General features: G+C 70.0%; 13 protein-coding genes, 1 tRNA gene and 1 pseudogene. 5 read left to right on the top strand and 10 right to left on the bottom strand.

Annotation, left to right across the window (positions count from 1 at the left end; translation table 11 throughout):
- From ABZ822_RS11045 to ABZ822_RS11035, 3 genes are all read right to left on the bottom strand, one after another.
- Window positions 1-303, bottom strand: coding sequence for a hypothetical protein (locus ABZ822_RS11045; RefSeq protein WP_360850303.1), 303 nt, complete (start codon window positions 301-303; stop codon window positions 1-3).
- A 138-nt stretch (window positions 304-441) separates the two neighbouring features.
- Entirely contained in the window at window positions 442-1,536 is a 1,095-nt protein-coding gene (locus ABZ822_RS11040) for a hypothetical protein (RefSeq protein ID WP_360850300.1), read from the bottom strand.
- Window positions 1,533-2,147: a hypothetical protein gene (locus ABZ822_RS11035; RefSeq protein WP_360850297.1), complete on the bottom strand. Its 615-nt coding sequence runs from the start codon at window positions 2,145-2,147 to the stop codon at window positions 1,533-1,535. The genes ABZ822_RS11040 and ABZ822_RS11035 overlap by 4 nt, the downstream gene beginning before the upstream one ends.
- A 484-nt stretch (window positions 2,148-2,631) precedes the next feature.
- On the opposite strand from ABZ822_RS11035, the pseudogene ABZ822_RS11030 reads away from it, so the two are divergent.
- A pseudogene (locus tag ABZ822_RS11030) lies at window positions 2,632-2,839 on the top strand (integrase); the annotation flags it as partial.
- Window positions 2,840-2,940: 101 nt separating this feature from the next.
- Here the strand turns inward: ABZ822_RS11030 and ABZ822_RS11025 are convergent.
- Window positions 2,941-3,015 (bottom strand) — tRNA-Val (locus tag ABZ822_RS11025).
- A 297-nt stretch (window positions 3,016-3,312) separates the two neighbouring features.
- On the opposite strand from ABZ822_RS11025, the gene ABZ822_RS11020 reads away from it, so the two are divergent.
- From ABZ822_RS11020 to ABZ822_RS11010, 3 genes are all read left to right on the top strand, one after another.
- A complete protein-coding gene (locus ABZ822_RS11020; RefSeq protein ID WP_360850510.1) occupies window positions 3,313-4,620 on the top strand; it encodes a hypothetical protein in 1,308 nt (435 codons plus the stop codon).
- 111 nt (window positions 4,621-4,731) lie between these two features.
- The gene (locus ABZ822_RS11015) at window positions 4,732-5,436 is read left to right on the top strand and encodes a DUF4383 domain-containing protein (RefSeq protein ID WP_360850294.1); all 705 of its coding nucleotides are present in this window, start codon (window positions 4,732-4,734) and stop codon (window positions 5,434-5,436) included.
- Between the two features lie 107 nt (window positions 5,437-5,543).
- On the top strand, window positions 5,544-5,768 hold the full coding sequence (locus ABZ822_RS11010) for a zinc ribbon domain-containing protein (protein WP_360850291.1): 225 nt from the start codon (window positions 5,544-5,546) through the stop codon (window positions 5,766-5,768).
- Window positions 5,769-5,869: 101 nt separating this feature from the next.
- Here the strand turns inward: ABZ822_RS11010 and ABZ822_RS11005 are convergent, their stop codons facing one another.
- From ABZ822_RS11005 to ABZ822_RS10990, 4 genes are all read right to left on the bottom strand, one after another.
- The gene (locus tag ABZ822_RS11005; RefSeq protein ID WP_360850288.1) at window positions 5,870-6,565 is read right to left on the bottom strand and encodes an O-methyltransferase; all 696 of its coding nucleotides are present in this window, start codon (window positions 6,563-6,565) and stop codon (window positions 5,870-5,872) included.
- 14 nt (window positions 6,566-6,579) lie between these two features.
- Window positions 6,580-7,434, bottom strand: a complete 855-nt coding sequence (locus ABZ822_RS11000) for an HAD family hydrolase (protein WP_360850285.1) — start codon at window positions 7,432-7,434, stop codon at window positions 6,580-6,582.
- A complete protein-coding gene (locus ABZ822_RS10995; protein WP_360850507.1) occupies window positions 7,431-9,950 on the bottom strand; it encodes a phosphoribosyltransferase in 2,520 nt (839 codons plus the stop codon). The genes ABZ822_RS11000 and ABZ822_RS10995 overlap by 4 nt, the downstream gene beginning before the upstream one ends.
- Before the next feature lie 136 nt (window positions 9,951-10,086).
- Complete coding sequence (locus ABZ822_RS10990) at window positions 10,087-11,244, bottom strand: HpcH/HpaI aldolase/citrate lyase family protein (protein ID WP_360850282.1); 1,158 nt, start codon at window positions 11,242-11,244, stop codon at window positions 10,087-10,089.
- Window positions 11,245-11,482: 238 nt separating this feature from the next.
- Here ABZ822_RS10990 and ABZ822_RS10985 point away from each other — a divergent pair, with 238 nt between their 5' ends.
- Entirely contained in the window at window positions 11,483-12,289 is an 807-nt protein-coding gene (locus ABZ822_RS10985) for a TerD family protein (RefSeq protein ID WP_360850279.1), read from the top strand.
- 41 nt (window positions 12,290-12,330) lie between these two features.
- On the opposite strand, the gene ABZ822_RS10980 is transcribed toward ABZ822_RS10985, so the two are convergent.
- Window positions 12,331-13,068: a Tellurium resistance gene (locus ABZ822_RS10980; protein ID WP_360850276.1), complete on the bottom strand. Its 738-nt coding sequence runs from the start codon at window positions 13,066-13,068 to the stop codon at window positions 12,331-12,333.
- Between the two features lie 194 nt (window positions 13,069-13,262).
- Window positions 13,263-14,399, bottom strand: coding sequence for a DUF475 domain-containing protein (locus ABZ822_RS10975; RefSeq protein ID WP_360850275.1), 1,137 nt, complete (start codon window positions 14,397-14,399; stop codon window positions 13,263-13,265).
- Between the last annotated feature and the right edge of the window lie 14 nt (window positions 14,400-14,413).

Raw genomic sequence — 14,413 nt, 5'->3', positions numbered from 1 at the left:
TCACTTGCCCTTCTTCTTCGGAGCCTTGAGAGCCTCGGCGAGGTCGTGGTCGAGCTTGCCGAACTCGTGGCCAATCTTGTTGATCATCTTGACGGCGCCGTCGGTGTGCTTGCCGAGCTGCTTGATGCCATAGCCCCACTCATCGCTGAACTCGTGCACATCCTCGACGAGCCTGTCGGCTCCGACGGCCGAGCCGTCGACGGCCTTGAGCGTACGGCGGGCTGCGTCCATGCGGTCGCTGACCGAGGAGAACGTCTTCTTGAGTTCTTCAAAGATCGTTCCTTCAAGACGAAGGTCGCTCATGTCGTTGTCCGGATCCCCTGTGCGGTCGGTGGTCGAAGCGTGTGTTCGGCGTCACGGCTTTCCGCGACGTGAAAACCGGTGAGTCGTCACGCTGAGAGCTGCGCCTACTCATCTGCCCGTCGTCACAGCCATCAGCGATCAGCGGTTGACGGCCTGGGCTTCCTGGACTGTGACGTCCTCAGTGGTCTCGAAGGTGCCGTCGGGCAGGTCTCCGCCCGTGCCACCCGATCCCTTCCAGGAGATCTTCCAGGTGACCGAGGCCTTCAGCTCGTACGGACCGGAATCCGACGAGGCGCGGAGATAGGTGATGCCACAGGGCGGGCTCTTCTCGGAATCTCCCTTGGTGTACGGAGTGCCGATCTTGCCGTTCCGTATGGGGCATTCGCCGGATGCCGGGTGGACTTGGGCGTCCTCGGTACCCGGGTCGAGGTGGAGGGATACCGGCTCGGCTTCAGTGATGGCGAAGAGCTCTTGACCGCCACCCATGCCGATGGAGGCGGTGACTTCGACCGGCTTGAACTTCGCCCCGTCGAGCCACATCCACGTGGGGAGGTTGACCGTGCTCTTCCCCTCCGGGCTCATCTCGATCTCGGTATCGGGAACCTTGATGGAGTCGTAAGCGTATTCGGCAAGAACCTTGGGTGAAATACTTTCGGGTGCTGCAACCTCACCATGGTCGACCCAGAAGACGTTCTTGCCGCAAGGCCTCTTGACATTGTCGTACTCGTTCTGCCGGTTAGGGTTTACGACCCCTCGCCACCACATACCCTCGCCTTGCTTGGCCAGGTTATAGTTCTTGGAGCTCTCGGTGCCGTCCCCAAAAGCGTTCTCATCGCTCCCGTACTGTCGCTTGACCGTACGCATGTCCCAATAACTATGGATGGCCGTCAGGGCCATTCCCCTGCCCCGCTTCTCCAGATCCTTGAGGTTCCCCTTGAACTCCTTCGGCGTCATGGCTGGTTCGTACCAGCAGACCGGGGGAGTCCAGTCCGTGTCGATCGGATCGAGATTTCCGCCGCGCGCCTTTCCATTGGGTGTGCTGACTTTGACCCGCGTAGCGGCAGCAGCCTCAAGCGATCCGGAACCGTTGGAATTACCTCGGGTGCTATCGGCCCGGTTGCTCGAGCCACTTCCGTTGCCGATGGGGCCCGCGTGGGCCGCGGGAGCGACGACGGCGAGGACAGTTGAGACTGACGCGGTGAGGGCCATCGACCAGGCGACCTCTTTGCTCACGAACACGCACCCCGATTCCCTTCCAACGCTGCGGCCTTCCAGACGCCTTCCGAGTCCTTTTGGAGGAGCGTCACGTACTGAACGAAATTACTACCGGTTCCCGAGTCGTCGATCTTGCCGGTCTTCCGACTCTTGGAGGACCCGCCACTTTCATCGGAGCAATAGATTAGCTCTGCGGCTCGACCTCCCTTCCGGACCTTCACCACGGGGTCGAAGTATCGGATGGTTCCGGTGATCGTCAGATCGTTTTCTTTGAACCCTGAGATCCAGTCCTTCGTCTCCTTGAGGGCATCGGAGGAGTGGTAGAAGGACACATTCGGGGAGTTCGGGTCCGATGGGGTCTGGAGGATGGCTTCGTTGACGGCACGAACCCCTTCCCTGCCGTCGTTCAGGACCGTCTGGATCCGGGGGTCTTCGTCGGTCCATCCCTCGAAGTCCATCTTCAGGCCTTTGGGGACTTCGACTTTGGGGCGGTTGGCATTGCTCGATGGGGAGCGGGAGGAGTTCGAGCTATCAGCCTCTTTCGCTCCCCTGATCTTGTCGTCCGAGCCGGAGTCGCTGCTGCACCCGGCAAGGAGCAGTGCGGTGATTGCGACGAGCGTCGCAACCACGGGCAAAGAACGGCGGTTCACTCATAACTCCCGGTGGTGGGGCGGAGGTTGTCTCAGGTAGACCGACGCTATCGGTCGTGCGCACGGTTTCGCCAACGCCAACTCCCCCATGGAGAGACGAAAGAGAGCAATCCTGGCGAGTTTCACTGGGCCCGGATGGCGCGTGCAGATGCCCGACGTACGGAGGCGGTTGTGATGAGGGTGTCCGTCCGCGTGCGCGATGAAGGTACGTCCGGTTATTGCGACTCCCGGTAGGTGGTGCATCAGCTCTGCCTGGTCGCGGAGTTGCCAGCCTTCGACGTCACCGTGCTCCGCATCGACTGCGAGCGGGCGTCGAACTCACCTCTCTTGCCCCGCGGTTCAGTGTTCTCGCAGACACCCGGCAATGCCGCCGAGCTCTCGATGCACTCGCCCATCGCTGGTGAGCGCCCCGGTCATCGAGCAACACCGCCCTCCCCTTGGTTGACGTGACCGCTTGGCGCCCCACGACCTGCGGCACACGGGCAACACTCTCGCTGCCACTGGTGGAGCGACGACGAGGGAGCTGATGCATCGCATGGGGCACTCGTCGGTGCGAGCCGCCCTGATCTACCAGCACCTCGTCAACGGCCGCGATCATGAGATCGCGGGCTCACGTCGACCAGCAGATCAAGCGGGCCCACGAGCGCCCGGGCGGCTCTTCTGGCACGTAAGTGGCACGACACCCCCGACGGCATCTCATTCGTGAGAGACGACGAGGCCCAGGCGTCCGGACGTTCACCGGATGACCTGGGCCTTCGTCATGCCATGGGAGTGGTGGGCACAGACGGATTTGAACCGCCGACATCTGCTTTGTAAGAGCAGCGCTCTACCGCTGAGCTATGCGCCCGGGGATGAGCTGACAGACTACATGGCGCGCACACCCCGCCCGCAAACCAGTACGTGTCGTACCCGTGCCGGGAAGCGGCAACTGACCGGCCCGTGTGTTCGTCACTACCTGGTGGGAGAATGACACCGGGTTTTTCGGGGCGGAACAGGCACGGGACGGCACGGGGAGAGGGATGTGACGGCGAGAGACGGGCAGCCGTACACGCGGTCGGCACGCCGCCGTCGACGGACCGGTCCAGGCGGCGGCGCCTGGGGTGCGGGCCGCGGGGCCGGGAGCCGGGGCGGTGCCGGGCGCGATCTGCTCGTGCTCCTCGGCCTGCCGCTGGTGCTGCTGGGGGCCGCCGTGCCCGCGTCGTTCGCCGGCGGGGGCACCCGCCGCTGGTGGGGCCGCGGGGAGAACCACCGGGCGGACGCGCAGGCAGCCAAGGACGCGGCCGCCGCCGCGTTCTACGAGCTCGACACCGCGCAGCGTGATCTGCGCATCTCCATCGAGACGATCACGGCCGTCGACGACTCCCCTCGCGCCCGCAAGGCCGCCGAGGACTTCCGTGCCCTCGGGCAGCGCATCGACCAGGCCAGTCACGACTACATCACCGCCGTCGACAGCCACGACCTGGACCGTGACGACCTGGAGGCCTCCGCCGCCGCACGGGCCCGCAGCGATCTGACCCGGGCCAAGGACGAGCTGGAGCGCGTCAAGCGCGATCTCGACCGGTACGGCGAGAGCCTCGGCGCTCTGCTCGACCAGGCCGAGACCCAGCTCGCGCGACTCGCCCCCGCCGTGGAGCGCGCCCGCCAGGCGCTGCTGGCGGCGACGAACGCGCTGGACGCCGTACGCGGCAAGGGCCTGCGCGCCGACGATCTCGCCGCCCGCCTCGCGACCCTGTCCCCCGAGCTGACCAAGCTCAACCAGGGCGCCGGCCGGCACGGCGTGCAGGAGACCCTCCGCCGCGCCGACCAGGTGCTGCGCGAGGCCGAGACCGTGCGGACCGAGGCCGAGCGCCTGCCCGAGCGCGCCGCCGAGATCGACCGCCGCCTCGTCTCCCTCCGTACGCGCGCCCAGGCCCTCACCACGCGGGCGGACGGCGTCGAGCCGATCCTCAGCGAGCTGCGCCGCCGGTACGCCGTGGCCTGCTGGCAGGACCTCCAGCACGTGCCGGAACAGGCCGCCCGGTCCGTCGCCGAGGGTGAGCAGAAGATCAAGGAGGCGCAGAAGGCGCGCGAGGAGCAGCGCTGGCCTGACGCGACCGCGCTGCTCAGCACCGTCCGCGCCCTGCTGAACACGACCGACGAGGCCGTCTCCGCCGCAGGTGAGCGGCTGCGCCGGCTCGACGAGGTCTCCTTCGACCCGTCGAAGGAGATCGAGCGGACCCGGTTCGCGATCCGCGACGCCCAGCGCCTCGCCATGGCCGGGCGCAGCACCCCGGACCCCCGGCACGCGCGGCCCCTGGACGAGGCCGTGCTGCGGCTGGACCGGGCCGTCGCCGCTCTGGAGGGCCGCCACCCCGACTACTGGCACTTCCTGACCGAGACGGAGGGCGTCCGGCAGACCGTCGCCAAGGTCGTGGGCGAGATCCGCGAGGCGCGAGGCGCGGGGAACGCCTGACCTGCGGGCCTGCCCCGTCGGGAGCGGGCCGTCGCGCGATCACGTACGACGCGTGCGTACGCGGGTCCGCTCCCTCTGGCGCCCGTCGCCGTAGCGGCGGATCCTGGGGGTATGGCTTCCGGCCACGCCGCCAGGGCGTTCCCGGGCGGCCGCTCCGCGCGGGGCCGCGGGGGCGGCGGCAGGGGCCGCGGTCCCGGCGGCCGGTTCCCCGAGCGGCTCGCCCGGCGCACGCGGCTCGACGAGCATCTGCCCATCGATCACCGGCTCAGCACCGTCTACCGCATCGGCGCCGGGCTGATGGGCCTGGTCCTCGTGGCCTTCGGGATCCTCGGGCTGATCGGCCGGGTCGGGTTCTTCGACACCGGCGGCGACACCGTGGCCGGGCTGAACACCAACGGGGCCCTGAGCGTGCTCTCGATCGTCGTCGGGTTCGTGCTCTTCGGCGGGATGCTCATCGGCGGCAACCTCGCCTCGTCGCTCAACATGTGGCTGGGCGTGGCGTTTCTGCTGAGCGGGTTCGTCAATCTCGCGCTGCTGGAGACCGACGTCAACGTGCTGGCGTTCCGGATCCAGAACGTCCTGTTCAGCTTTGTCTTCGGGCTCCTGCTGATGACGTTCGGGATGTACGGGCGGGTGAGCGGCCGTCTGCCGCACGACAACCCGTACTGGCGCGCCCGCCACCCCGACCAGCTCGCGTACGAGGAGCAGGCGGCGCTGCGCGCGAGGACTCGGCGGCTCGCCATCCAGGCACAGCACCCGCTCCCGGAGCGGCCGGAGAACCACCGGCCGGAGAACCGCCCGCCCGGCTCCCCCTGACCGGACATCGCGGGAAGGGCGCGGGCCATGATCCGCGATCGGCCGATGAGCGCCGCTGAGGGAACCGCACCCCGCCACATGCGGCCGCGCGCGGTTAATCTGTCGCCATGCCCCGTTACGAGTACCGCTGCCGGTCCTGTGGGACCACCTTCGAGCTGAGCCGCCCGATGGCCGAGTCCTCGGCGCCCGCGTCGTGCCCGGAGGGCCATGACGACACCGTCAAGCTGCTGTCCACCGTCGCCGTCGGCGGCAGTGCGGCGGCCCCCGCGCCCAGCGGCGGCGGGGGCGGAGGCGGAGGCGGCGGGTGCTGCGGAGGCGGCTGCTGCGGCTGAGCCGTACGCCGTGCCGCTCGCCGCGCCCTTCGCACGGCAACCACCGTGAACGGCGGCCGGGCCGCACCCTCGCGCCCCGGCCGCCGTACGGTACGGGCGTCTCAGCGCTTGCGCGCCAGAGTGAGGCCGTCCGCCACCGTGAGCATGACCGACTCCATGCGCTCGTCCGCCGCCACATGGTCGTTGAACGCCCGCATCGCCGCGGCCCGTCCGGACGCCGACGGGTCCTGGACCCGCCCGTGCAGGAAGACGTTGTCCACCGCGATCACGCCGCCTTCGCGCATCCGCGGCACCAGGGCGTCCCAGTACGCGATGTAGCTCTCCTTGTCGGCGTCCAGGAACGCCAGGTCGATGTGCGGCTCCTCCGGCATGGCGTTCAGCGTCTCCAGCGCGTCGCCGATCCGCAGGTCGACCCGGTCCCCGACGCCCGCCTTGGCCCAGGCCTCCCGCCCGTACGCCGTCCACTCCTCCGAGATGTCGCAGGCGACGAGCGTGCCGTCCTCGGGGAGGGCCTGGGCCATGGCGAGCGCGGACAGTCCGGTGAAGGTGCCGACCTCCACGACGTGCCGTGCTCGCGTCAGCCGCACGAGGAAAGCCAGCAACGGCGCCTGTTCCTGGGCGACTTGCATCCCCGCCGCGTCACCGAGCTGCCTCCGCGTCGTCGCGATCAGCTCCTGCTGCACGGGGTCGAGCCGCGGGTTGTGCGCCAGGACGTACGCGTAGAGGTCGGGCGTGATCGGAACACCCTTGATGCTCGGCGCGCCGCCGGCCTGCTGGTCCGGGGAAGGAGTCGACATGCCGCCATCCTCGCTCACCCGACGGCCGCAAGCAGCAGGGCTCGCAGAATCTCCTCCCCGGCGGCGACACCACGCCGGTCCACCGCTGTGACCTGCGGAGCCGTCCATCCGGTTTCGGCCAACTCCCCGTGTCCCGGCCGCCAGCCGCGGTCCCCCGCGAGCAGCAGGTCGGCGTCGAGCAGCGAGTCGCCGGCGGTGAGAACCTCCCGGGCCCCGGAGCGCCGGGCGATCTCGGCGACCGCCGCGCTCTTGGTGAGCGGCTTCGGCGCGGCGTAGATCTTGCGGCCCTGGAGCGAGACCGTCCAGCCGCGCTCCTCCGCCCACGCCGCGAGGTCCTTGACCCAGGTGACGGGGAGGAGAGCGCGGTCCACGACGAGGTACGCGAAGAGGTCTTCGGCGACGCGCTCCTTGAGCAGCCAGGCCGGGTCGGCCGTGCGCACCAGATGCTCGCGGACCTCGGCGAGCGGGGCGCAGCCCGCCTCCAGCGAGGCCAGGACCTGCGCGTGCCAGTCGGTGTCGGACACGCCGTCGACGAGGATGTGGCCGCCGTTCGCGCAGATCGCGTACGGCGCGGCGGGGCCGGGCAGGCTGATCCGGCCGTACTGCGCACGGGTCCGGGTCGTCGTGGGCACGAAGACGGTCTCGCGCGCCAGCCGGTCGAGGAGGACGGCCGCGGTCTCGGTCATGTACGACAGCGGCTTGCGCTCGTAGACCTCCACGCACAGCAGCCGCGGCGCCTGTGCGTCCGGCATGTCCAGGGCGAGGGCGGCGGCGGAGTAGATGAGGGTGCGGTCGAGGTCGCTGGCGACGAGGACGGGACCGGTCGCCCGGGCGCTGCCGCCTCCTGCGGCGTCGGTGAGGGAGGTCATCCGGCCGTCACCGCCTTGCCGTCGGAACCGGTGGCGCCGCGGGTGTAGCGAGGGTGGATGAGGCCGACACAGGTGTAGGGCAGGTCGTCCACCTCCTCGACGGGGACGCCGCGTTGCTCGGCGAGCAGCGCGATGTGGTCGAGGTCCGCGCCGGCTCCGCGCCGCGCGAGGATCCGCCAGGGCACGCGGCGCAGCAGCACCCGCGTCGTCTCGCCGACGCCGGGCTTGACGAGGTTGACGTCATGGATGCCGTACTCCTCACTGATGCGCTCGACGGCGGCCCACCCCTCCCAGGTCGGCGAACGGTCCGCCGCCAGCAGGGACTTGACGTCCACGGCGACGTCGTCGGCGACCTGGCCGAAACGCGCGGCGACGGTGTCGGTGAAGACGCGCGAGACGTCGGTGTCCGCCAGGTCGCGGTAGAACTTCGCGCCGTGGAACTGGCCGGGGCCGACGAGGTCGGAGCGCAGCACCGTACGCGAGATCAGCCCGGAGACCGTGGAGTTGAGGCAGGCGGAGGGGATGAGGAAGTCCTCGCGCGTGCCGTAGGTGCGCACGCAGCCGCCCGGGTCGGCCAGGACCGCGATCTCCGGGTCGAAGCCGGGGAAGTCGGCCAGGGCGTCGGCGAGTTCGCGGGTGATCGCGCCCTTGCCCGTCCAGCCGTCGACGAAGACGACGTCGGCCGGGTCGTGGTGCGCGGCCAGCCAGCGCAGCGCGGTCGTGTCGATGCCGCGCCCGCGGACGATCGAGACGGCGTAGTGCGGGAGGTCCAGGCCGTGCATCTGCCGGGCCCAGCGCCGCATCAGGACGCCGACGGGCGTGCCGGCGCGGGCCAGCGACACCAGGACGGGGGTGGCACCGGATCCGTTCCGGCCCGCCCGGAGCGGGACTTCGGCGAGCACGGTGTCGGTGACGGTGCCCACGGCTCGGGCGATCCGGGTCGCGGACGCCTCGAGCGCGGCGTGGAACAGCTCCTGGTACGCGGCGCTCGGCTGGTACTCGACGGGCAGGGACTCCGCGTAGTGCGCGCCCCCGCGCTGGATGGCCTCCTCGCGCTCCTCGGTCGGCGCTTCGAGGCGTACGGCGGAGAAGTCCTGGAGCAGCCAGCCCACGTCGTCGGGGGCGTAGGAGGAGAAGGCGGGGCCCCGGAGCGGCTCGGGCAGGTCCTCCGCCGCGTGCTGGGGGGCTTCGGGCGAGCCGGGCGCGGCCGCCGTGTCGCGTACGGTCGCCGCCTCGGGCACATGGCCTGGGACGACCGCGAGCAGCAGGTGGTCGGTGTGTGCGGAGAGGCGTTCCAAGAGTCCTTCGGCGCCGTGCAGTTCGGGGGTGTCAGCGGCTGAGTCGACGACGGCGACGACGGCGTCGAAGCCGGCGCCCGCGACGTTGTACGCGAAGCGGTCGCCCGGGCCGTCCGCCGGATCGTCGTGCGCGGGGAACGACAGCCGGGTGCGGATGGCGTAGCCCGGGTCGTCGACGGCCAGGACCGGCGACCGCGTGGTGGTGGAGAACCGCACCTCGGCGTCCGCGGTCTCCTCCAGCGCGGTGGCCAGGCGCAGCGGCGCGTACATCAACTCCTCGCAACCGAGGACGAGTACGCGAGGGGCGCGCGCGTCAGGGGCCCGGCGGTCCGCGGCGAGCGGGAGCCCCGCGTCCTCCAGCGCGCTCCGGATACGCGCCGCCATCCCGGGCAGCGCCGCGTCCAGGCGGGCGCGGTGCTCCGGTGTGAAGCCGTGCCGCCCGCCGTCGGGCAGCCCCGCGGGCCAGGCGAGGTCGACGCGTTCGGCGCGGGTGCGTACGGGCGCGGCGGGCTCGCCGTCCCCCTCGTGCTCCTCGACGAGCGCCTGTCCGCGGGCGAGCACGTCGTCCGGGAGCCGTACCGTGCCGGCGGCCAGGGTCACGAGGTCGACGCGGGCGCCGAGCCGGGCCGCGAACGTCTCCAGCCGGGACCGGTCGGCGGCCGCGCGCATGTCGACGAGCGCCACGATCACATAGCGCTCGCGCGGGTAGCGGGCGTGCAGCGCGGCGACGGTGTTCAGGACGGTGTTGCCGGTCGAGAACTCGTCGTCGACGAGCACCAGCGGTCCGTCACCGCTCAGCAGCGCCGGGTCCTCGGGCAGCAGCAGGTGCGAGGTGGCGTGGCTGTGGGACTCCTCGAAGCCGCCCGCCGGTTCGACGCCGTGCACGGGGCGCCGGGTGGAGTGCAGATACGGGGCGAGGGCCAGCCCGTCGGCCACGCTGTGGCCGAGCCCCGTCGCGGTCTCCGCGTAGCCCACGACCACCGCGCGCGCGGCCTCCGCGTCGCCGAGGAGCTCGCGTACGCGGCGGCCGAGCCGGAGCCCGGCGCCGTACACGGTCTCCGGGCGCTGCGGCACGTGCTTGCCGAGGACGTTGGAGACGAGCAGGTGGGCCCGTTTGGGGTTGCGGCGCAGGGCCAGCCCGAGCAGCCCGGTCAGTTCCCCGTCGCCCTCGAGCCCGACGCCCAGCCGGTCCGCGACCCACTGCCCCGACCACTGCATACCGCGCCCATCTCCCGTTCCGGTCACATCGCCCTGTTCTTGGTTCGTGCTCACGTGGTGCGTGCTCGCATCAGCCTGTCGGTGCCTCTCACGTCAGCCTGTCGGGTACTGCTCACGTCAGCCTGTCGGTGCCTCCTCACGTCAGCCCGGCCGCCAGCAGCTCGACGAAGCTGACGTCCTCGCGGGCCACGCCGAAGACCTCCGCGCGCAGCATCGTGCGCTCGGCCCACGCGCGGTGCGGCTTCACCTCGTTCATCTTGTTCGTGTATGCGGAACGCATTACTCCGCCACCGTCGCGCTCCGGCCTGAGAATGTCCACCGCGTCCGTGAACTCCTCGTGGCTGACCACCGACAGCACGTGCACGGGTGTGACGTGCGAGGGGTGGATGCAGGTCTTGCCCTGCAGGCCGTTGGCCCGGTCGAGCTCGACCTCGCGCAGCAGCCCGTCCATGTCGTGCTCGATCAGCGCGGTGCGCAGCTCCTCGGCGCGGCCGGTGAAGGGGCTGCGCCGCAGCTGGGGCTTGAACATCCGCTCCTGGACGCGGAAGTACTCCCACACGGGACCGGTCACGGTGAATCCGGTGCCGTCGGCGCGCCCCAGGGTGTTGACGACGTCGGCGATGACGGAGGCGACGATCTGGACGTCGTACGCGGTCATGTCAGGGGCGCGGCGCAGTCCGTACGCCGAGCAGAAGTCGGTGACGCCGAGCCGCAGCGCGAGGACGCGGTCGCGGTACTTGTCGACGGTCCGCCGGATGCCACCGAGCGTCTCGGCGCGGCTCTCCAGGTGCAGCAGCTCGGGCGATTCGAGGACGGGCATCGCGTAGAGACGGCGCCCGCAGGCCGATTCCGCCGCGGCCAGGGCCTCGAGGAAGGGGACGCCGCGCTCCTCGGTGAACTTCGGGAGCACGAACCCGGACAGATGCCGGACGGCCGGGCCGAGGCGGGCTGTGAGGTCGGTGATCTGCTCCGGATCCCGGACGCGTATGAACAACAGGGGCAGATCCCGGCCATCCGCGTCGAGGCCGACGAGCTGCCGGACGAGGTTCTCCTCGGCGGCCGTCACCTCGGTGTCGTCGATCGAGTCCTCCAGGCACAGCACCATCGACACCACACCGCGAGAGGCCTGCTTGAGCACGTCGTCGCGGAGACTGGGGCGTGTGGCGGGGCTGTAGAGGGTCGCGCCGAGGGCGACCGCGAGGGTACGGGAAGGGGAGTCCGCGGTGAACTCCACCGGTTGCCGGTGGAACAGGCCCTCGCGGACCTCGGGCGGCACGTGCCCGAAATGACGCATACATCTCCCCGTACTGCAGATCCGCCATGACTTGATCTGGCCGGTTATCGTACGCACAGCGGGGGGTCAAAAGTTCCCCAAGCGCGTGAAAAACAAGTAACCCGCGTGCATCCGATGAGTTACCCGGCCCCACGCGCCCCTGGGCCCGCCCCAGCGCCCCCACCGCTCCCTGGGGCCCCTTCCCTACAGCGTCACCCCACGTTGTCGTGGCCACCACCGGGAGGGCAGGATTGCGGCCATGACGCACGCGATGCTGAAGGGGTCCAACATCCCGCTCGAGGCCGCGGCCGTACGGGCCGTGCTGCGCTGGACACCGGGACCGGACGTACCCGATGTGGACGCCTCGGCCCTCCTGCTGGGTTCCCACGGCCGTGTGCGCTCCGACGAGGACTTCGTCTTCTACAACCAGCCGCACCACCCCTCCGGCCTGGTCCGCCATCTGTCCAAGAAGCGGCTGGCGGAGGGCCTGACCGACACGGTCGAGGCGGACCTCGCCGGACTGGAGACCTCGGTCGACCGCGTGGTCCTCGCCGCGTCGGCGGACGGCGGCCCGTTCGGCCAGGTACGGGACTTGCTGGTGCTCCTCTACGACGCGGATGCCGCGGCCGGTGCGGATCCCATCGCGAGGTTCGAGGTGCGGCCGGAGACGGGCGAGGAGTCGGCGCTGATCTGCGGCGAGCTGTACCGGCGCGGGGACGGCTGGAAGTTCCGCGCTCTGGGGCAGGGCTACGAGACCGGACTGCTCGGCCTGGCCACGGAGTTCGGCATCTCCGTGGACGAGAGCGACGCGACGTCCGGCGGCGTCATCCATGAGCCACAGCAACAACCGCAGCACGCCGCGCCCCAGCCCCAGGGAGAGCCGGAACCGGCACCCGCCACGGAGCCGGTCCAGCCGGGCTACGGATACCCGCTGCCGCCCCCGGCCCCGCCGCAGCCCCGGCCCGCCTACGGCTATCCGCAGCAGCCCGCGTACGGATACCCGCAGCACCCGGCGCCGGCCTTCACGCTGCCGCCGCAGGGGCCGCAGTTCCAGCAGCACCGCTGAGCGCCACGGCCCCCGCGCCGGGGGCCGTCCCTGCCGGCGGTTCAGACCTTGCTCTTGTAGCCGCGGCCCCACTGGAGGCCCCAGCCGTAGAGCCGGTCGAGCTCCGCCTGGAAGCCGTAGACGTACTTCACCTCGCGCCGGACAGTCATCTCGCCCTTGTTGTTCTCGATCAGCACCACGGCGCACGAACGGGCCTGCGGGGCACGCTCGTCGAGGCCGATCTCGATCCGCGGGCCGTTGCTGGGGTAGAGCGTGACGACGGCATGGGTGCGGTCGAAGGCGGGCGTGCCGTCGTAGATGTAGACGAAGACCAGCAGACGCTTGATGTCGTCCCGGTGGTCCATGTTGATGTAGATCGTCTCACCGGACCCCGACCCGAACCGGTCGTCGCCGCTGAGCTTCACGTACGGCGGTGAGTTGATGTCGCCGAAGAAACTGCCGAGCGGCTGGACGACGCCTTTCGTACCGTCCTTGAGCTCGTAGAGGCAGGCCAGGTCCAGGTCGATCTGCACCACGGCCGGCCCCTGGGCCTGCACGACCTCAGGCTTGAAGAGCTGGAGCGGATGGCGCAGCAGGCTCGCCCCGCTCCGCCCCGGCCCACCGATGTCCGAAGTCCGCATCCGCCAGGACAGGTTGACGCGCAGGTTGCCGGAGGCCGCGCCCTGCTTGGTGAGCGAGACGACTTGTCGTCGCTTCGTCAGCTCGATCGCGTACGAGGACGCGCTGCCGCTGTCGAATCCGTTCCCGCCGCCGAACCGCCAGTTGCTCCAGAACGACACGCTCTACCCCCACTCGTCGACGATCCCCGGACGGCGCACACACGACCGTCCACCCCCGCGCAACGGCCGCCCGGACGATGCAGTACCGCGCCGGCCTGCCAACCGATCGGGGCGGCCACCAGGCCCAGTGCCTCGTAGCCGCCCCGCATCAGAGAGCGTTCCTCATTCCCGCCGCGGTCACACTCCCCGCGGGGTCACACTCCCGAGGAGACCTCGGACTTCTCCTCGGACGAACCGCCTTCGGCCGCGAGGGCGCGGTTGCGGCGCACCGAGTCCCAGAAGGACCAGGCGATCAGGGCCACACCGATGAGGCCGGTGACGATCTCGTTGACCTGGAACTTGATGGTGACGAGGAGGAGAACGGCGAGCGCGCCGATCGCGTAGTGCGCCCCGTGCTCCAGGTAGACGTAGTCGTCGAGGGTGCCCTGGCGGACCAGATAGACCGTGAGCGACCGGACGTACATCGCACCGATACCGAGGCCCAGCGCCATCCAGAAGATGTGGTTGGTGATGGCGAAGGCACCGATGACGCCGTCGAAGGAGAACGACGCGTCGAGCACCTCGAGGTAGAGGAACATGAAGAACGCGGCCTTGCCCGCGAGGCCGACCATGGTGGGCTCCTTACCCGCCTTCCTGGCCTCCTCCTCGGCCTGCTCTTCGGCTTCCTCCTGTTCCTCGAGCCGGTTCTCGAAGTGGCCGGAGAGCCCGCCCACGAGGAGGTAGGTGATCAGACCCGCGACGCCGGAGAGCAGAACCGTGGCCGCCTTGTCGGCGTGGCCGGTGCTCACATGCGCCTCGGGGGCGAAGTACATCGCCGACAGCAGCAGGGCGATCAGCGCGATGCACACCGACAGCATGGGGACCTGGCCGAGCCGCGCGAGCGGCTTCTCGATCCACTTCAGCCACTTGATGTCCCGGTCCTCGAAGATGAAGTCGAGGAAGATCATCAGCAGGAACATGCCACCGAACGCGGCGATCGCCGGGTGGGCGTCGGTGACCAGATTCTCGTAGGTCTTCGGCTTCTCGATCGCCAGATTGACGGCTTCGATGGGGCCGACCTTGGCACTGATCGCGACGATCACGATCGGGAAGACCAGGCGCATGCCGAAGACGGCGATGAGGATGCCGATGGTGAGGAAGATCTTCTGCCAGAAGGCGTTCATCTTCTTCAGCACGCCGGCGTTGACCACCGCGTTGTCGAAGGACAGCGAGATCTCGAGGATGGACAGGATCAGGACGATCCCGAAGGCCTCCCACCCCCAGCCCCACGCGGCCGCGGCAAGACCGATCGCCGTGACGGCGAACGACCAGCCAAAGGTTCTCAGAAGCACTGGCTACCCAATCG

It is taken from the genome of Streptomyces sp. NPDC047108, from assembly GCF_040643575.1.
GTDB lineage: Bacteria > Actinomycetota > Actinomycetes > Streptomycetales > Streptomycetaceae > Streptomyces.
Note: the sequence above shows the minus strand (reverse complement) of the source record. Positions and strands in the feature narration are given on the sequence as shown.

What these genes read in the sequence shown, in the direction of transcription:
- ABZ822_RS10990 (WP_360850282.1), bottom strand. Translation starts at nt 11,244, where the DNA reads ATGCGTCATTTCGGGCACGTGCCGCCCGAGGTCCGCGAGGGCCTGTTC.
- ABZ822_RS11005 (WP_360850288.1), bottom strand. Translation starts at nt 6,565, where the DNA reads ATGTCGACTCCTTCCCCGGACCAGCAGGCCGGCGGCGCGCCGAGCATC.
- ABZ822_RS11000 (WP_360850285.1), bottom strand. Translation starts at nt 7,434, where the DNA reads ATGACCTCCCTCACCGACGCCGCAGGAGGCGGCAGCGCCCGGGCGACC.
- ABZ822_RS11010 (WP_360850291.1), top strand. Translation starts at nt 5,544, where the DNA reads ATGCCCCGTTACGAGTACCGCTGCCGGTCCTGTGGGACCACCTTCGAG.
- ABZ822_RS11045 (WP_360850303.1), bottom strand. Translation starts at nt 303, where the DNA reads ATGAGCGACCTTCGTCTTGAAGGAACGATCTTTGAAGAACTCAAGAAG.
- ABZ822_RS11015 (WP_360850294.1), top strand. Translation starts at nt 4,732, where the DNA reads ATGGCTTCCGGCCACGCCGCCAGGGCGTTCCCGGGCGGCCGCTCCGCG.
- ABZ822_RS10985 (WP_360850279.1), top strand. Translation starts at nt 11,483, where the DNA reads ATGACGCACGCGATGCTGAAGGGGTCCAACATCCCGCTCGAGGCCGCG.
- ABZ822_RS10995 (WP_360850507.1), bottom strand. Translation starts at nt 9,950, where the DNA reads ATGCAGTGGTCGGGGCAGTGGGTCGCGGACCGGCTGGGCGTCGGGCTC.